The 17577-nt window shown below is 56.0% G+C and carries 21 protein-coding genes and 1 tRNA gene; 16 read left to right on the forward strand and 6 right to left on the reverse strand.

What is annotated here, in order from left to right; genetic code table 11:
• Window positions 1-19: 19 nt before the first annotated feature.
• Genes ACFPM8_RS18195 through ACFPM8_RS18215 form a run of 5 tightly spaced genes read left to right on the forward strand, consistent with a single transcriptional unit; the run spans window position 20 to window position 6282 of the window.
• The gene (locus ACFPM8_RS18195) at window positions 20-1234 is read left to right on the forward strand and encodes a cytochrome P450 (RefSeq protein WP_378999611.1); all 1215 of its coding nucleotides are present in this window, start codon (window positions 20-22) and stop codon (window positions 1232-1234) included.
• On the forward strand, window positions 1227-1763 hold the full coding sequence (locus ACFPM8_RS18200; protein WP_378999612.1) for an NADPH-dependent FMN reductase: 537 nt from the start codon (window positions 1227-1229) through the stop codon (window positions 1761-1763). The genes ACFPM8_RS18195 and ACFPM8_RS18200 overlap by 8 nt, the downstream gene beginning before the upstream one ends.
• 39 nt (window positions 1764-1802) lie before the next feature.
• On the forward strand, window positions 1803-4247 hold the full coding sequence (locus ACFPM8_RS18205) for an efflux RND transporter permease subunit (RefSeq protein ID WP_378999615.1): 2445 nt from the start codon (window positions 1803-1805) through the stop codon (window positions 4245-4247).
• Between the two features lie 2 nt (window positions 4248-4249).
• Window positions 4250-5047: an outer membrane lipoprotein-sorting protein gene (locus ACFPM8_RS18210; RefSeq protein ID WP_378999617.1), complete on the forward strand. Its 798-nt coding sequence runs from the start codon at window positions 4250-4252 to the stop codon at window positions 5045-5047.
• Window positions 5044-6282, forward strand: coding sequence for a hypothetical protein (locus ACFPM8_RS18215; protein WP_378999619.1), 1239 nt, complete (start codon window positions 5044-5046; stop codon window positions 6280-6282). Before ACFPM8_RS18210 ends, ACFPM8_RS18215 begins: the two co-directional genes overlap by 4 nt.
• Window positions 6283-6361: 79 nt before the next feature.
• Here the strand turns inward: ACFPM8_RS18215 and ACFPM8_RS18220 are convergent, their stop codons facing one another.
• Together ACFPM8_RS18220 and ACFPM8_RS18225 are read right to left on the reverse strand one after the other, a co-directional pair.
• A complete protein-coding gene (locus ACFPM8_RS18220) occupies window positions 6362-7375 on the reverse strand; it encodes an aldo/keto reductase (protein ID WP_378999621.1) in 1014 nt (337 codons plus the stop codon).
• A gap of 186 nt (window positions 7376-7561) precedes the next feature.
• Window positions 7562-7963, reverse strand: coding sequence for a VOC family protein (locus ACFPM8_RS18225; RefSeq protein ID WP_378999623.1), 402 nt, complete (start codon window positions 7961-7963; stop codon window positions 7562-7564).
• Between the two features lie 411 nt (window positions 7964-8374).
• Between ACFPM8_RS18225 and ACFPM8_RS18230 the strand changes: the two genes are divergently transcribed.
• Window positions 8375-8680, forward strand: coding sequence for a tetratricopeptide repeat protein (locus tag ACFPM8_RS18230; RefSeq protein WP_378999624.1), 306 nt, complete (start codon window positions 8375-8377; stop codon window positions 8678-8680).
• Window positions 8681-8860: 180 nt separating this feature from the next.
• On the opposite strand, the gene ACFPM8_RS18235 is transcribed toward ACFPM8_RS18230, so the two are convergent.
• From ACFPM8_RS18235 to ACFPM8_RS18250, 4 genes are all read right to left on the reverse strand, one after another.
• A complete protein-coding gene (locus tag ACFPM8_RS18235; RefSeq protein WP_378999626.1) occupies window positions 8861-9172 on the reverse strand; it encodes a c-type cytochrome in 312 nt (103 codons plus the stop codon).
• Window positions 9173-9335: 163 nt separating this feature from the next.
• Window positions 9336-9695 carry a DUF7709 family protein gene (locus ACFPM8_RS18240; RefSeq protein WP_378999628.1) on the reverse strand — a complete coding sequence of 120 codons (360 nt, stop codon included), beginning with the start codon at window positions 9693-9695 and terminating at the stop codon, window positions 9336-9338.
• Window positions 9696-9886: 191 nt separating this feature from the next.
• On the reverse strand, window positions 9887-10444 hold the full coding sequence (locus tag ACFPM8_RS18245) for a sugar O-acetyltransferase (protein ID WP_378999629.1): 558 nt from the start codon (window positions 10442-10444) through the stop codon (window positions 9887-9889).
• A 92-nt stretch (window positions 10445-10536) separates the two neighbouring features.
• Window positions 10537-10612, reverse strand: a tRNA-Thr gene (locus ACFPM8_RS18250).
• A 417-nt stretch (window positions 10613-11029) separates the two neighbouring features.
• On the opposite strand from ACFPM8_RS18250, the gene ACFPM8_RS18255 reads away from it, so the two are divergent.
• The 10 genes from ACFPM8_RS18255 to ACFPM8_RS18300 all read left to right on the forward strand — a co-directional run bounded on the left by ACFPM8_RS18255 (window position 11030) and on the right by ACFPM8_RS18300 (window position 17509).
• On the forward strand, window positions 11030-11332 hold the full coding sequence (locus tag ACFPM8_RS18255) for a hypothetical protein (RefSeq protein ID WP_378999631.1): 303 nt from the start codon (window positions 11030-11032) through the stop codon (window positions 11330-11332).
• 6 nt (window positions 11333-11338) lie between these two features.
• A complete protein-coding gene (locus tag ACFPM8_RS18260; RefSeq protein ID WP_378999633.1) occupies window positions 11339-12550 on the forward strand; it encodes a phage/plasmid replication protein, II/X family in 1212 nt (403 codons plus the stop codon).
• A 9-nt stretch (window positions 12551-12559) separates the two neighbouring features.
• Window positions 12560-12916 (forward strand): hypothetical protein, encoded by a 357-nt coding sequence (locus ACFPM8_RS18265; protein WP_378999634.1) that lies wholly within the window; start codon window positions 12560-12562, stop codon window positions 12914-12916.
• A 28-nt stretch (window positions 12917-12944) separates the two neighbouring features.
• Window positions 12945-13139 carry a hypothetical protein gene (locus ACFPM8_RS18270; RefSeq protein ID WP_378999636.1) on the forward strand — a complete coding sequence of 65 codons (195 nt, stop codon included), beginning with the start codon at window positions 12945-12947 and terminating at the stop codon, window positions 13137-13139.
• A 29-nt stretch (window positions 13140-13168) separates the two neighbouring features.
• On the forward strand, window positions 13169-13780 hold the full coding sequence (locus ACFPM8_RS18275) for a hypothetical protein (protein ID WP_378999638.1): 612 nt from the start codon (window positions 13169-13171) through the stop codon (window positions 13778-13780).
• A gap of 237 nt (window positions 13781-14017) precedes the next feature.
• On the forward strand, window positions 14018-14242 hold the full coding sequence (locus ACFPM8_RS18280; protein ID WP_378999640.1) for a major capsid protein: 225 nt from the start codon (window positions 14018-14020) through the stop codon (window positions 14240-14242).
• A gap of 120 nt (window positions 14243-14362) precedes the next feature.
• Window positions 14363-15763, forward strand: coding sequence for a hypothetical protein (locus ACFPM8_RS18285; protein WP_378999642.1), 1401 nt, complete (start codon window positions 14363-14365; stop codon window positions 15761-15763).
• A gap of 5 nt (window positions 15764-15768) precedes the next feature.
• Window positions 15769-16071 (forward strand): DUF2523 family protein, encoded by a 303-nt coding sequence (locus ACFPM8_RS18290; RefSeq protein ID WP_378999644.1) that lies wholly within the window; start codon window positions 15769-15771, stop codon window positions 16069-16071.
• Window positions 16068-17180, forward strand: a complete 1113-nt coding sequence (locus tag ACFPM8_RS18295) for a zonular occludens toxin domain-containing protein (RefSeq protein ID WP_378999646.1) — start codon at window positions 16068-16070, stop codon at window positions 17178-17180. Before ACFPM8_RS18290 ends, ACFPM8_RS18295 begins: the two co-directional genes overlap by 4 nt.
• Complete coding sequence (locus ACFPM8_RS18300) at window positions 17177-17509, forward strand: hypothetical protein (RefSeq protein WP_378999648.1); 333 nt, start codon at window positions 17177-17179, stop codon at window positions 17507-17509. The genes ACFPM8_RS18295 and ACFPM8_RS18300 overlap by 4 nt, the downstream gene beginning before the upstream one ends.
• Window positions 17510-17577: the final 68 nt, after the last annotated feature.

Consider the following 17577-nt stretch of genomic DNA (forward strand, 5'->3'; position numbering starts at 1 on the left):
CTAACTGAAGAGAAAAGCCATGAGCGATATCGCACAAGTACCTGACCTGCCGATGACCAGAACCTGCCCTTTCGATCCGCCGCCGGAGTACAAGCAGTTGCGGCTGGAACAGCCGATTTCCAAGGTGCGCACGCCGCGCGGCGATGTCGCGTGGCTGGTGACGCGGCATAAGGACATCCGCACGATATTGGCCGATCGGCGCTTCAGTTCGGACCCGCTGGCGGCCGGCTATCCGTCTTACCTGTCGGGCGACGTCGCGCCGCCGCCGGGCTTTTTCATGCAGATGGATGCGCCGGTGCATTCCCGCTTGCGCGATCTGGTGATCAACGAATTCAAGGGCAGCCATGTGGACACGCTGCGCCCGCGGATGCAAAGCATCGTCGACAAAATGATAGACGACATGCTGAAGCTGCCGCCGCCGGTCGATTTCGTCAGCGTGATGGCGTTGCCGACAGCATCGTTAATCATTTGCGAATTGCTCGGCGTGCCGTATGAAGATAGCCCGTTCATTCAAAACCGCACCGATACCGTGCTGGACCGCAGCCGCTCTGCCGAGGAATCGCAAAACGCCGCGATCGAGCTGATGATGTATTTCGACGGCGTCATCACGGCCAAGGAAAAAAATCCCGGCGATGACTTGCTGGGCCGGCTGGTGGCCGACCCAGCCAACCGCGATCTGGCCAGCCACCAGGAGCTGGTCGGCATCGCCGCCCTGCTGCTGCTGGGCGGCTACGACACGATGGCGCAGGTGATGGGCCTGGGCACGCTGACTCTGCTGCAACACCCGGATCAGCTGGCGCAATTCATGCAGGATGCGACCCTGGCCGAAACCCTGGTGGATGAATTGGTGCGCTACCTGTCGGTCAATCATTCCGGCCTGCCGCGCGCGGCGACCGCCGACGTCGAAGTCGGCGGCCAACTGATCCGGGCCGGCGAAGGCGTGCTGCTGATGCTCAATTCCGGCAACCGGGACGAGGCGGTGTATCCGAATGCAGACGCCTTCGACATCCATAGGCAGACCCCGAGCCACGTCGGCTTCGGCCACGGCTTGCATAAATGCATAGGCGCCGCGTTTGCCCGGGCCGAATTGCAGATTGCGTTCACCACGCTGTTCCGGCGCGTGCCCAGTTTGCAGCTGGCGACCACCGTCGATGCGCTGCCGTTCCGGCACGAGATGGTGCTGTACGGCCTGAAGAAAATGCCGGTGACCTGGAGCACGACCGACCATGATTAAGCTGCTCGCCATTTCAGGCAGCCTGCGCCAGGCTTCCGCCAACACTGCGCTGCTGCGGGCCGCGATCGGCATCGCCCCGCGCGGCGCCGAAATCACCTTGTACGAGGGAGTCGGCCAGCTGCCGCAATTCAATCCCGATATCGAACATGCGGCGCCGCCCATTGTGGAAGATTTGCGCAACCGTCTGATCGCCTGCGACGGCGTGATCATCGCCAGTCCGGAGTATGCGCATGGGGTGCCGGGCGCGTTCAAGAATGCGCTCGACTGGGTGGTCGGCAGCGTCGACCTGGCCGGCAAGCCGGTCGCCTTGCTGAACGCCTCGGGCCGGGCGACGCACGCGCAGGCGGCATTGGCGGAAATCATCATGACCATGGGCTGGCTGATCGTGAACGAAGCCTCGCTGGTGATTCCGGTGGCCGGCAAGGAACTCGATGCGGCCGCGATTCTGGCCGATCCGGCGCTGACCGGGCAATTGCACGAGGCTGTCGGCGCCTTACTTCATGCAATCGAAATCGGACCGCCTGTCTAATTGGAGCTTCACAGAACTTTTTACACGAAAGTAATCTCGATGATTTCCTCCCTGTTTATTCGTTACGGCCAATTGCTGGTGAAATTGCGCTGGCTGGTGATGCTGGCGGTGGCGCTGGTGACGGTATTTTTACTCGGCCACATTGCCAAGCTCAAGCTCGATATGGACCCCGACATGTGGGCGCCGCAGGCCCATCCGTATGTCAAAACCACCAAGCAGCTTGAGCGCTTGTTCGGCGGCACCAACTTCACGGTGATCGGCGTGATCCCGGTGCAAGGCGATATCTACCAAGCGCCGGTGCTGGCTAAAATCCAGCGCATCCAGAGCGGCATCGAAAAAATCAAAGGCGTCATCAAGGGCAACACCATCAGCCTGGCGGCCAGGAAGATAAAAAATATCCGCGGCGGCGAAGACGGCATGGTGGTGCGGCCGATGCTGGACACGATCCCGGGCAGCCCGCAGCAGATGGAGGAATTGAAGGCGGCGGTCAAGGCCAGCCCCTTGTATGTCAACACCCTGGTCTCGCCGCAGGGCGATGCCGCCGCGGTGCTCACCGATTTCCAGATGGACAAGCTCAACCCGAGCTATGACGCGATTTATCAACAGATACAGGCTGTGGTCGACCGAGAGCGCGACTCCAGCGTCGAGATCGTCAGCGGCGGCTTGCTGGTCAATCTGGCGGCGACCGAGCGTCATGTCAAACAGCTGCCGCTGTTTTTAGGAGCGGCGTTCCTGGCCATCATGCTGGTGCAATATTTTTCGTTCCGCAGTTTCCAGGGGATGTTTTTGCCGCTGCTGACCGGTTTGCTGAGCGTGATCTGGGCGCTGGGATTCATGGGCTTGATCGGGGTCCATATGGATGTGATGAACACCAATACGCCTATCCTGATCATGGCGGTCGCGACCGGTCACGCGATCCAGATATTGAAGCGCTATTACGAAGAATTCCAGGACCTGACGCGGCGCCGCCGCGAGCCGTCGCTGGCGGCGGACCTGGCGCTGGTCGGCAAGACGATCCAGGGCTTTAGCGACAAGGATCTGAGCCGGGTGGCGGTGATCAAATCGCTGGGCTGGATTGCGCCGATCATGATTACCGCTGGCCTGATTGCGATCATCACGTTTTACTCGCTGACGATTGCCGAAGTATCTGTGGTGCGCCACTTCGGCGTGTTTGCCGGCTCCGGCATCGCGGCGGTCTTGCTGCTGGAAATCACGCTGATTCCGGCCTTGCGCGCGGCCTTGCCGGCGCCAAGGATGCGCGAGCAAAACGCCGAGCGTCGGCCCAGCGTCCTCGACCGTTTATTAAGCAAGCTGGCGGATAGCCTGGTGGCCGGCAACTCGCCGCGCATTCTGATCGGCGGGCTGGCGCTGGTGGCCTTGGCGCTGGTCGGCGTGACCCGGCTGCATGTCGACAACAGCTTGAATCACGATCACTTGCCGGGCAGCGAGGTGCGCCGCAACGACGCCAGGCTGAATAGCCATTTCGGCGGCACCAACTCGATGTTCTTCCTGGTGCAGGGCAGCAAGCAAGATGCGATCAAGAATCCCAAGGTGCTGCAGGCGATGTCCGAATTGCAGCAATTCTTGAACCGGCAACCTGGGGTCGGCAAGACTACTTCGCTGGCCGACATGACCAAGAAAATGAACCAGGCCATGCACGCCGACGACCCCGCCTATTACCGGGTCCCCGATACCCAGGAGCTGGTGGCGCAATACCTGTTGCTGTTTTCGATGTCCGGCGAGCCGCAGGATCTGGACAATATGGTGGATGGCGATTATCGGCAGGCGGTGATCCAGGTGCTGCTGAAGGAGGACAGCACCCAGCACGCCGAGGCGCTGTACAACTTGAGCAAACCGATCATCGAGAAATATTTTCCGGCTGAAGTCACGGTCGGGATAGGCGGCAGCCTGCCGGAGACGATCGCGATCAACGAGTCCCTGACGCGCGACAAGATACAGAACATGGTGCAGATGACCTTGATCGTATTTTTCCTGGCCAGCCTCGTCTTGCGCTCCTTCGTCGGCGGCTTGTTTGTCGCGATCCCGCTGGTGTTGATCATGCTGGCCAACCTCGGTTTGATGGGCTGGTTCGGGATTCCGCTGGATATGGGAACTTCGACCACGGCCTCGATGGCGATGGGGGTCGGCGCCGATTATGAAATCTATTTGCTGTTCCGCTTCCGCGAGGAATACCAGCGGCACGGCAACCTGGCGCTGGCGACCCGCACTTCGCTGATGACCTCGGGCAAGGCGATTGTGCTGGTGGCGCTGTCGATTGCCGGCGGCTACTCGGTGCTGCTGGCGACCGGCTTTGCGTTCTACATCCGTTTTGCGCTGATGGTGATCGTGACGATGACGGTCAGCACGGTGTGCGCGCTGGTGTTCTTGCGCTCGATGATGATGGTGTTCAAGCCGCGTTTCGTGTTCGGCCAGCCGCGCCCACTGTTCCCTATCGATGCAGCGCCCCTGGCGGAAGGAGAATGAAGATGTTGAAACATGTGCGTAGCGTCGGCGCGGCGCTGATCTTGTTGTGCGCTGGCAGCGCGGTGCAGGCCGAGCCGACGGCGCAGCAGCTGATGGAACGCAATTTTTATATTTCCAAAATCAGCATGCTGAAGTCGCAAACGACGATGAGCTTGATCGCAGCCGACGGCCAGAAGCGCGAGCGGAAAATGGAAACCCTGTCGAAGCTGCAAAAGAACGGCATCGATTCGAACCTGATCGTGCGCTTCCAGTATCCGGCCGATATCAAGGGCACCGGCTTTCTTGAAATGGAGCGGGCGGACGCCGACGACGATCTGTGGATTTATTTGCCGGCGCTGCAAAAGGTCCGCAGATTGATTTCGAATAACAAGAAAGACAGCTTCATGGGCTCCGACTTCAGCTACGGCGAAATGCTGCCGCCGCGGGTCGAGCTGTACCAGCACACGCTGTTGCGTTCTGAAACGGTGGAAAACCAGGACTGCTACGTGATCCAGTCGATCCCGGTGTCGGACAAGGTGCGCAACGACAGTGGCTATAGCAAGAAGATCAGCTGGCTGCGCAAGGACAGCGCACTGGAGGCAAAGGTCGAGTACTACGATCTGGAAGGCCAGCTGTTGAAAGTGCAATGGCTGCGCCAGCCCAAGCTGGTGGAAGCGGACAAGGGCCGCTGGCTGGCGCAAAGCCGGGAAATGACGAATGTGCAGACCGGCCACAAGACGCTGTTTTCACTCGATGTGATTGATACCAAGGTTTCCATTGCGGACAATGTATTCAGCACCAGGACACTTGAGAGTAGATGAGATTTTTCAAGTGTGTTGCAGCGGCCTTGCTTGGGCTGTCGGCGGCTGGCGCGGCCCTGGCGGATGAGGCTGCGGCGTCGCATCAATTCAGCGGCGATCTGCGGCTCGACTACTACCATGTATCGAAAGAGCTGGATCGGCGGCATGACGTCGTGGGCGCCACCGGCGATGTGAAAATCGAATCTGACTGGCGTCAAAACATCAGCAGCAAGGCGGTAGTGCGCTGGCATGATCCGGAACTGAGCCAGACCGCGCCCAGGACTGAAGTGCTGGAAGCATTTGCGCTATGGCATTCGGATCGGGTCGATCTCAAGCTGGGCAAGCAAATCGTGGCCTGGGGCCGCGCCGACGGCATCAACCCGACCGACAATCTGACGCCGCGCAACTATCGCGTCCAGTTGCCGTACGAGGAAGATCAGCGCAGCGGCGTGTCGGCGCTGAAGATGAATTATTTTCCGGACGCGCAGAAGACCATCACACTGTACCTGACCCCGAGTTTCCAGCCCAGCAAAGCGCCGCTGCCGCCGGACGACGGCATTGCCTTCCTGGATCAGCGGCCGGCGCACAATCGCTGGCCGCTGGCATGGAAATACGATGCGCGCGGCGACCGGCTCGACTGGTCGCTCAGCTATTTCCGCGGCTATAAGCTGCTGCCGGAATGGCAGGCGACCGACAGCGCCAGCACGGTCGCCCTGCACTATCCGAAAATCAGCGTGTTCGGCGCCGACGCGGCGCTCAACCTGGGACGTTATGGCTTGCGGGCCGAAGTGGCGCGGGTGCTGCGGGATGAAGCGCAGACTGCGGGCGGCTTTCGCAGCGACTGGATGCTGGTGGCTGGCGTCGATCGCAATTTCGATGACGACTTGAATATCAACCTGCAATTGATCGCGCAACAGACCGGCAACCTCGCCGATGCGGCGAGCATAGTCGGAGCCGACCAGCGCAATCTGGCCACGGTCAACGCGATCAGCTTCAACCAGGAGCGCAAAAACAAATTCGGCGCCACCATGCGGATCGGCAAAAAATGGCTGAACGGCACGCTGGAGGCCGAGTTGCTGGCGTTTAGCTACTTCCAGCCGAATACCAGCTACTGGCGACCGTTGGTGGCTTATGCGCTGCAAGACAATGTCAAACTGACGGTCGGCGCCGAGCTGTATTACGGCCGGGCCAATACTTATTTTGGCGGCAGCAAGTCGACTCAAAGCTTGTTTGCCGAGCTGCGCTATCACTTTTAGGTTTATAAAAAAGCGCGCAATTGATCGGGTCAATGCGCGCTTGTGGCTTAAGGCCGACTATTTATCTGTTAGCGCTTAGTTACCGATTAACCAGTTGCATGCTCTCTTCACCGTAACGGGTGCCGGTTGCGGCACCGAATGGAAAGATCGCGTCGATCTCCGCCAGCTCGTTCTGGCTCAGTTGCAGCTCGATCGCATGCACGTTTTCTTCCAGATAGCTGCGGCGCTTGGTGCCCGGAATCGGCACGATGTCGTCGCCTTGCGCCAGCACCCAGGCCAGCGCCAGTTGGCCTGGCGTGCAGCCGTGGCGCCTCGCCAATTCTTTGACCTTGTCGACCAAGAGCAGATTCTTGTTGAAGTTCTCCCCCTGGAAACGCGGCGTATGGCGGCGGTAATCATCCTCTGCAAATTGATCCGGCCGGGTGATGGCTCCGGTCAGGAAGCCGCGTCCCAGCGGGCTATACGGAACAAAGCCGATGCCCAGCTTGCGGCAGGTCGCCAGCACGCCTTGCTCCGGATCGCGGGTCCACAGGGAATATTCGCTTTGCAGTGCGGTGATCGGATGCGTCTTGTGCGCGCGTTCCAGCGTCTCGGACGATGCTTCGGACAGGCCGATGTAGCGGACTTTTCCCGCCTTGACCAGATCGGCCAATGCGCCGACCGTGTCTTCGATCGGCGTTTGCGGATCGATCCGATGCTGGTAGTAGAGATCTATCGTTTCCACCCCGAGCCGCTTCAGGCTGCCTTCGACCGAGCGCCGGACGTATTCCGGACGGCCGTCGACGCCGCGCGCTTGCGGGTTGCTGCTATCGCGCAGGATGCCGAATTTGGTGGCGATGAACACTTGGTCGCGCTTGCCCTTGATCGCTTTGGCTATCAGTTCTTCGTTGGTATGCGGGCCGTAGATATCGGAGGTATCGAGAAAGTTGATGCCCAGTTCCAGCGCGCGATGGATGGTGGCGATGGATTCGGCATCGTCGCGATTGGCGTAGAAATCGCTCATGCCCATGCAGCCGAGGCCGATGGCGGAAACCGTCGGGCCGTTGCCGCCTAATTGGCGTGTATTTTTGCCTGCGTTGTTGCTTGTGTCCATGTGCATATTCCTTATCAAAAGATAGTGTGACGGCGCTCTCATTCAATGCCGCTTCGATGACTGCCGCTGCTGCTGAAGCGTCAGGGAAGTGGTCATGCAGCGAGTGTATTTGTTAGAGTGCGCTCGAAGTCAAGCGTTGGATTGCAAACAGCAGCAAGCGCCACCAGCCGCGGCAACGATAGGGATTTATTGATCGCTTGCATTGCCGCCGGCGGCGCTATCCCAGTGCACGACTTCTATCGTGTGGCCGTCCAGATCCTTCACTATCGTCCCGTAGTACTCGGGATTGATGTCTGCGCGCGGACCCGGCTCACGCAGAGTGCTGGCGCCGAGAGCCAGGGCAGCCTGGTGGAAGGCAGCCGTCGCCGTTTTCGACGGCGCGGAAAAAGCGACGTGCGAGCGGTGACCCAGCAGCGAGGTACCGGGCTCGGCCGGATAAAGGCAGAAGATCCACTTCCCGTCGATACCGAATATGGCTTGCGTATGGTCGCGATGCTGCAGGCCGTATCCCAGCGTAGCAAGGCAGTTGGTATAGAACTCGACGGATTTGTCGATCTGATGGGTGCCGATGGAGAGATGGTCGATCATGATCATTCCAGGTTAAGAGGAAGCAGGTTCAGGATTTGGAGGTCAGTGCGGTTGCAAGTCTATTGGCGAAAACAAGTGCAAACCCACACAACGAAATTGCCGCAGGAAAACATTATTATTGCATTAGGATGCAATAAGCGCGCCGACTTGAACATGGATTATTCTGAAAAGCCGCGATCCGAACGGCGAACCGGCGCCGCCGGAAGCCTGCAAAAAGCGGATCAACCCCACGCGAGGAGAGACCTCCATGCTTGAATCCAAAACAATCAGCATCTCGATCAACCGCCAATGGAACGAAGTCTAAGAGGCCATTTGGCGACCTGAAATGCAGTCGCTTTCGCATCGGAAGCGTTAAAGAAACGCGAATCGCTCACCGAAAATGCCATCGTCGAATCGCTAAGATTGTTAGGCATGGCGGCCGTTCGTGTCGGCGACAAAGTCAGCATCACCGAAGCGCAAAATCAGCTTGCTCAAATTCCGACCCAGCAGGCCAGGCGACATGTGCATTTCATCACCGGCTTTGAAGCTCGATGGAATGGTCACTACGAAGTCGCGGAGAAAGAGTTTTTGGAGACCCTCAAGATAAATCCGAAAGATACTCACGCTCTGCGGGAGCTGGCTCAGATATTGGTGGTCAGAGAGGATTACGTCTCTGCGACGCGCTGGCGACAACTCCCGGCAACCCGTTTGTTATCGACATTCTGTTGCAGTGCCTGATTGAACAGAAAAAGGATAACCATGTCGAGCTGCTTGAAGATGAAGAGATAACCGAACGGCATTAGTCCTGCGGGGCGCCTTTTTATTGCCGCTGCCAATGGCCGTAAAAAAAGCGCTCCTGTGAGCGCTTTTATCCCGGCATCGCGGAAGGCGATGCCGGATCATGCTTTTGCCATCGGTTTACTTGAGCGACAGAATCCATTTCACCAGCGTATGCGCTTCGGCTTCGCTGACTTGCGGATTGGCTGGCATCGGGATGGCGCCCCAGGTGCCGGTGCTGCCCTTCAAGACTTTTTGCACCAGCATGTCTTCAGAACCTTTCTGGCCGGCGAATTTCACCGCGACGTCTTTGTATGCCGGTCCGACGACCTTGTTTTGCACCGCATGGCATGCCAGGCAGTTCTTCGACTTCGCCAGATCCAGACCGGCATCGGCCAGTGCAGAACCCGACGCCATCGCGCCCAGCAATGCACAAATCAACAAACGTTTCATTCATATCTCCGTCAAAAAATGTGACACCACTTTACCTGCCCGTGCGCATTGTCTCATAGCGTATGCATGAAACAAGCGGCATGTCATCGATCTGCTCTCCAGCAGCGGTTGAAGTTTTTTGCGATAGCTTGCAAACAGTTTCGTGTCATTCCTAGGGTTTGCTTCAAATTGACGTTTGGTCGATTAAATGGGGAAGCTTTGGGTGACGATCAAGATGCTCTTTTGCCTTTTCGCCGACAAATCGACGGCCGGGATTTGAACTGCTTATCCATTCTTCTGGCGAGAAGAGATCGAACAGGCCAACTTTAATGAGTGTTGGTACCGATAGTTCGAGTTCCTTCTCGATTGCGCCTCTGGCACCCTCGTTGTATAGGGTAACGTTATGCAGCATGGTCGCAACCGTTCCGGTCTGCACCTTGCTCCCATCGCTGAGCTCAACAATTGGCAGACTCTCGCCGTCGGCAATAATTTTTTGATTGATAGAGCCGAGTTGTTCTGTATTCTCAGGTGTGCTTATTGACATATCGACATTCCTCATTAAATCAATTGTTTGGAAGAGATCCGGCTAAGCTTTCGCCTTTCTAGTTGTGGTGAGAAAAGTCAATTTCAAGGCTTAACGTACTTTAATTTCCTTTCGTCAAACGCAAACGTGCGGTTACTTCTTCTTCTGCCGGAACATCTTCAGACGTACGGTGCAGTTCTTTTGAACGGGCCTTAGTCAGCAATCGAACGAATGACCCTTGCCGGATTTCCACCGACAAGAGTATTCGGGGGAACGTCCTTGGTGACGACAGAACCCGCCCCAACAACCGAGTTTTCGCCCACCGTCACTCCACCGATGATCGTTGCGCCGGCTCCGATCCAAACGTTTCTTTCAATTACGATGGGCTTTGCGACTACGAAGGCGCGCCGCTGGGAAGGTTCAATGGGATGGCCAGTCGTGATGATGTTCACGTTCGGCCCGATCATCACATCGTCAGCAATGTCGAGTCCACCAAGGTCATAAAAAGTGCAGTTCTGGTTTACAAAAACATTGTGGCCGACACTGATATCGACCCCGCCGGCCGTATAGAACGGTGGAATCAATATGAAGCTGTCGTCCACCTTCTTGCCGATGAGATCGCTGAACAAGGCCCGGACTTCGTCCGCATCGTTGAACGTTAAACGGTTAAGATTGGCGATAATCGCCATCGCTCGTTTGACGTTTGCCAACATGGCAGCCGACTCCGGCGTTCTACCGGCAATCGTCCTGGTGCGATCATCATTCGCCATTCCTTATTTTCCTCCGTGCGCGATCGAGTTTTTCTGGGAATTGCGGAGCAAAAAAAAAAAGCGGCAAACATCGCTGTAAGCCGCTTGGGTATTGGTGCTGATGAGACGAATCGAACGTCCGACCTACTGATTACGAATCAGTTGCTCTACCGACTGAGCTACATCAGCTTTGTCGGTATTATATCTGCGCTGCAATTTCTTCACTAGGCTTTGCCTTACCTCGTCGTCTTGTATTCCTTCTATTGCACATAGTGCAAGAGCCTTCTCAACGTCTACCCCTGCGAGTTCCGCTAGGCGTGCCGTGTACTCCGCCCCTACGTGCTGCCGCCGTCTCCATGCGCTGATGATCGGCCTGTTTGCGCCCAATCTATCGGCCAATACATTGTCGCTATCAGAACCCTTTGCGATATTTAAAATATCAATAGTACTTGTAAGCAAAACATCTTGACGTTCCATATTGAAACCTCCTATAGTCATCACGTTCCATGTTGAAACGTTCCATTTTGAACCGTTTCATACCGCACCGTCTCTAGCTGCGACGGTTTCACGATGTAAACAATAACATACCGGCCCAAAAGGTAAACCGTGGATACAACTACATCCCTCCTCTTTGATCCTGAAAGCTACATGTCTCTGCTCGTGTCACGTCAGGACGTATTGGGTTCGGCGTATGTAACCCGCCAGATCGAATGGGCTGAGCAGATTTTGCAAGACCGCATTGCTGAAGCAAAAAACACCACCAGCGGCGAAGCCGGGCGCGCCAGCGCACGAGCCGCCGCTGGTGGTGTTTTTGCTGTTGCAGTTGGGGTTGAGTTTTCGTCTGGGTGCGTAGTAGCACCCCAGATAAGTCTCACCGGTGAGACTTCCGCCAATTTGTCTCACGGGTGAGACTGGATGATCGACACCATCAAAATCGAGAGTCCATCCATTGATGAAAAGCTCGCAGCTTTTCTCGAAATGCAGTCGGTTTTACGCCAGGGCATCGATAACGCGTCCGGTGAAGTGTTGTACGAATTGACGACCGGCACCCTGGAAGGCTCGCACGATGCACGGATTTCGTTTCGCGTCTGGCGGCAACGTCCGGTGCAACGGCTGGTGCAAGTGGAACCCGGCGTGTTCAAGAAAAAGGGTTCGCCGAAGATGGAAGACTCCAGGCCGTATCTGATCATCGAAGCGTCGGTGCATAAGATCAAGCTGGGTCACAACGTCTACGGCGGCCCTCTCGATTTTCAAGCGACGGTCAAAGAATTTTTGCATCAGGTAGAGCAGCGCCTTGGCGTCACGCTCCCGGTGTATTCCGAATGGATCGTCAGGCGCGTGGACTGGGCCGAAGTATTCCGCTTGCCGTTCGTCGCGATTCAGGAATTTTTTGAGTCCAGCAACACGGTCGATTACCCGCGCCGGACTGGGCACAAATACGGTGTCAATGCGCTGTATTTCCCCGGCTCGTTCACGACGATCAAGCTGTATCACAAGGGCGTCGAATTTCGCGAGCACGATTACGACCGCATCAAGCGTCATCTGCTGATTTCGCTCGATCGCCAGGGATGCGGTTTTCAGAAATCGCAGCAGATCGTCGCGAAAAAAATGCTCGCTTTGCAGCGACTGGCGAACAATCGTCTGCGTTGCGAAGTCGAGATACACGCAGAAAAGCTGCGCCACGATTTTGGAACTTTGCCGCTGGTCCACCAAGTGACAGACGACTACCTTGCCGGTGTCTATGAGCACGATATGAGGCGGCTTTTGAAGGAAGGAAAGTCCGGTATGGATACGGTACGCGACAACAGGGCTGTTATGAAGCGCTTAAAGCTGATGCATGGCGATATGAACGCCGATCGATATTTCGGCTTCTGGTCACAGCTGACCATCCTTGGCGAAAACATCGTTAAGCAAAATTACCTGCCGAATCGCAAAGCGACCTTTTACCGCTACAAGAAAGCGTTGCTCGATGCCGGCGTGTCGTGGGTAGGAACTGACATCCATGTCGTCGCCAATGACACGCTGTTGCCTAAAGATTTTTCACCATTGCGCGCAGATATGCGTCGTTGCATTTTGCCTGCACGTAACCGGGCTACGTATATGCCTTCTCTTCAACTCGCTGCTTAAGGAATCATCATGACAGAACGCGTATTAATTCAATCCGTCGATCACTACGAAATCAAGGACAAAGAAACCGGCGTCATCAACCTGATCGATCAGGTTTATTACTTCAACGACTACCGCGAAGCGAGCGATCTCAACGCCGGCGTCAAGCCGATGAAATCGCCGTGTACGCCTGAAATCTCGAAAGAGATTATGGCTTCTCTTCCCGGCTGCTCGATCGGCATTTTCGACATCGATTCCAAGAGTCGCCCAGGTGCAGGCGGCAAGCCAACGCAGATGATTGTTTCGGCCAAGCTGGTGCGCCTGATCAATTTGGCTGAGTTGTTAGCTGTGAAGGTGCAGCCAGCGCCTAAGGCCGTCGCTGCTTAATCGTATAAATAATTTCCGGAGAAAAGAAATGGCAATCATCACTGTTTCGGCTACCGATCCGCGTCATTCCCGGCACGAAGAGTATGTCGAGTTCATAGATTCGCCGTCGTCTGGCTTTTACGATTCCGATGATTTCCCGGAGTTATTTCTGGACGAGGAAATCGCGGTCGAGAACGGTGGTGAGGACGAAATGCAGGCAACGCCCAAGGCTGCTGCAGATTAATCGTATAAATAATTAAATAGGTGATGCAAATGAATCAGCTCAAACGTCTTATAGGGTTCTTCAGCTCTGTCATTACGCTTGTGCTGATCTCTTTTTCCCCTGCTCATGCTGCCGTCAGCTTTCTACCGCCGTTCATCCTGCAAGCCAAGAGAGACGTTGAAGTTGCTGGCACCTTGGTTCTCGGCGTGATCGTCGCCGGCACAGTTTTTTTCTGGCTTCGCATAGTGATCAATGGCGGCTCGGACAGCGCCGAAAACGCCTTTCAGTTTCGGACGTGGGACGAACCGAATCACGTGCAGCAGGACATTTCAGATGATGTCGTTGACCCCGATGTTGTCGCCGATTTTTTCGATCACGATGGCTCATCTTTTCAGGATGAACATGAAGCGGCGGTCGCTTCATGGGAGGATGGATTTGAAGCTCAGTTGCTTCGCCAAGATGCGGGGGAATACGTTGCGCATGAGTTTGTAGGCTCTCAGTTCGCTGCAGACAGTGGCGTTCCCGTCGATGTCGATGCGTCTGATGAGCGGCATTCTCGACATGAGGAATATGTCGATTGGCTGGACTCACCTGAAGGGGATGTTGTTGATGTCGAGACAGCCCTTGAAGTTTTAGAAACTGAAAAAGTGGCGCGTGTGTAATGGCGACTTGCGCCGTCGCAGTACAACAATCGGATGGGTCATATGTACTCAAGATCGACCCTTCGATTACGAATGTATCCACGTGTTCCTACGTGGTGCAAAGCGGGGCAGATATTGGAAATTCGCTGTTTTCCATGTCTGCCGAAGATGGCGGCTTGATCTCAGCCGGTATTGTGCTGGTCTGGGGGGCTGCTTGGGGTATTAAGGCCGTGATTTCGGTCGTGAAAGGAAATTCAAATGAAACTGGTTAAACAAGCTCGGAAGTATGGTCGCAATGTTGTCGGCGTAGTTGGCGGCTTTGCGTTGGCTGTGGGCGTATCGGTAGCTAATGCTGCTAGCACTATCGATATTTCTCCAGCCACTACCCAGGCTACTAGTGATGTCAATATTGCCGGTGGCCTGGTGCTTAGCGTGATCGTTGCGGCCACTGTTTTTACCTGGCTGCGTCGCGTCATCAAGTAAGCGTTAGCAGTACACGTTTAAAACACGGGAGCTTCGGCTCCCGTTTTTCCTCGGGGGCTTTATGAATGGATTGTTCGTCATCGTGGCTACATGCGGCGCGTTCTGGATTTTGTTTAGGTCATGAATAATTTACTGAAGCGGATCGTTGTCGGTGTGTGTGTCGCCTTGGTCATGATGGTGGTACACAAGGTGAGTCATGCGGCTAGCCCCGTGTACGTCGTGTGGCGCGATGTGACCAGCTTGGCTTTTCCGAGTGCAGACGCACTTTGTAAGGCGCATGGGGCGACTGCAGGACCTTACTCCTATGACCAAATGGGGATGATTGCATTGATGACGTGCTCGGCACCTTATGCCATACAGTTTATCTCTGCGGCGTCGTGTCCTGATGGTTCGAATGTCCTAGGCGGCGTCGGTGCCGGCGTCCCTGCGTATTGCGGTACAAATACGCCTGACCCTCCCTCTGTAACCTGTAAGGCCGGAACGAAAACACAATTCACCTTCGATATGGGCGCAATTGGAGGTAGAGAAAATACCCCGGCCTCTGATGGTTCTTGCGATCTATCTCCCGGCGACACCAAGATTACGCAGTGCTGGAACTCGTCGCCAGACACAACCAAAGCCCATGTAATGTGCAACGTTCAGGGTACGCAAAACGGCACGCCATCCGCCGGCAATGTCCCGCAGCCTGCGCCTCCGGCAACACCCCCGCCCGATGCGCCCCCTGTGCCTGTGAATACCCGTGGCGATAGCAGCAGTGGCTGTCCTGCGGGGACTGAAAATGTCGGCACCGATTCTGCCGGCACGCCGATGTGTCGAGGCTCCGGCACCGATGCGCCGACGCCGCCGCAAACTACAACGAAAGCCCCAACCCAAACAACGACGAATCCCGACGGCTCGACCACGACCACGGATTCAAGTACAACAACAAATCGCGACGGCAGCACGACGACGACTCGAACCGATTGCACGATCGGGGCCGATGGCACCAAAAAATGCACGCTGTCCGGCTCGACAACGCCGAATGCATCCGGTGGCGCAGGCACGAATGACGACGGCAAGAACGATATGTGTGTCAAGCATCCCGAATTGAACGTGTGCAAGAACTCTCAAGTCACCGGCAACGGCTGCTCTGGCTCAGTGTCAAACGTCGCCGTGACTGGCGACGCGATCGAGGGCGCAATCCTGCGGCAAATGCGGGACGACAATTGCGCCAATCAGGTGCCGTCTGCGGCCAAAGACCTAGGCAAAAGCCTGCTGAGCGGCAACGACCCGATGCAAGGGCAGATTGATAAGACAAAGGCCGGTGATACGGTTGATCTGAGCTCGCAGTCGCTCGACCAGTCGGGCTTTCTCGGCGGCGGCTCCTGCTTCTCCGATCGGTCGATCAGTGTCAATGGTCGCGCTATACCGGTCCCGTTTGCCGCTGCATGCGGCGACATCAAGCCACTGCGCTATGCAGTGATGGCCTGCGCTTTGGTCGTGGCCTACTTACTCGTTTCCAAGTCCGTCCTTCAGGGGTAATCAACATGTTTCTAGCTGTTTTTCTTCCGGCTTTAATGGGCGCTTTAGCGTCGCTGATGGCGTCTCTGGTGTGGCGTGCGGTTCTGGCAATCGGCATCGGCTTTATTACCTACACGGGTTCAACGGTGGCGCTCAACGCGATGAAACAGGCGGTCGTATCCGGTTTCTCCGGCATGCCTGCCGACATGGTGAATCTGCTGGCATTTCTGTGGATCGATAAAGCGTTGTCGGTGCTGTTTTCTGCGGTTGCCGCATCGCTTGCGGTTCGCGGTATCGGCGGTGCTGTGAAAAAGATGGTGTTCAAATGATTACGATTATTACTGGCCTGCCGGGCAACGGAAAAACGCTGTATGCGCTCTCGTATATCAAGGCCTATTCCGAGAAAGAGAGCCGCGATGTCTACTACTCGGGCATCACTGATTTAAAGCTGCCATGGACTGAATTTAAGCCTGAAGAATGGCTATCGCTGCCGAATGGATCCATCATCGTGATCGATGAGGCGCAATTTGTTTTTCCGAAGCGTCCTAACGGCTCCAAGCTGCCAGACTTCTATGAGAAGCTGGCGACACATCGACACAAGGGCTTCGATATTTTCCTGATTACGCAGCATCCTAGCCTAGTCGATAATTTCGTCCGTCAGCTCGTTGGTCGCCATCTGCACGCGATCCGTAAATTTGGCTTCGCCCGCGCCACGATTTACGAATGGTCGTCGGCGAATGTCAGTCCGCAAAATGCGGCCAGCCACAAAAACGCGATTACCCATAAATGGAAATTCCCAAAGGCTGCTTACGAGTATTACAAGTCTGCGGAAGTTCACACCGTCAAGCGCGGCATCCCGATGCAAATCATCCTCGCGTGCTTTGTAATCGTCGCCGTGATCGGGCTGGCGATCTTCGTTTTTCATCGCTTCCAACAACGCACAGTGAAACATGAGCAGGATGCTTCTGTCGGTGCTGCGGGTACTGGTGCTCCGGCCGCAAATGGTGGCGCTGCGAATGGCGCATTGAAAGCGTCGTATACCAATGCGCTGGCCGACGCCAGGCAGTACATGTTTGAACGTACTCCGCGCATCGCCGGACTGCCGCAGACCGCGCCACGCTATGACGAAATAACGAAGCCGACGACGGCGCCGGTGCCGTCCTCCTGTATCGCCAATCAAAAGAAATGCAGCTGCTTCACGCAACAGGCCACGCCGATGGATGTGCCGGACCTGCTGTGTCGCGACATCGTGGCGCGCGGCTACTTCGTGGATTTTGATGACAAGGGAGGCCACAATCAGCAGCAGACAGCGTCAAACAGCCGCGCTGATGGCGTCGTACTGGCATCGGCTGAAAAATCGTCTGGCGGCCCGTCTGTCGTTGTTTTGGATGAGGACGGCTACGGCGTACTGGGCAAGAAAATAGGAGCGCAAAAATGACTGCACCATTGACACCTGAGCAAATCGCAGAGGTTGCATCTGCTCTTCAACCGGAGCTGTGGAAATTGTTTCTCCTGGGCGCGCTCGTCGGCGCGCTTGTGTCCTGGTCATTGCTGCCGACTCGGGAACGCGTTTCCGGTTACATGTTCCCTGCTTTGTCCGAGGCGTACCTTGACGGCTTATCCTCTCGTTTTCGTCGCCGGCCGACGACGCAATATGCGCGTGTCTTGATGCGTCGCGATCGCGTGCTGTTCCGGCGCGTCTGGCGTTTGCGATTGCAAAACGTGACGCGTCACGGAAAATTTCTATTCCTTATATTGTATAAATGATTTACACCATTTCCCTATAAGATAAATATCCGTGACGCGTCACATATAATAGAGCCGTACACAGACAG

Source organism: Paraherbaspirillum soli, from assembly GCF_042654985.1.
Taxonomy (GTDB): domain Bacteria; phylum Pseudomonadota; class Gammaproteobacteria; order Burkholderiales; family Burkholderiaceae_D; genus Paraherbaspirillum; species Paraherbaspirillum soli.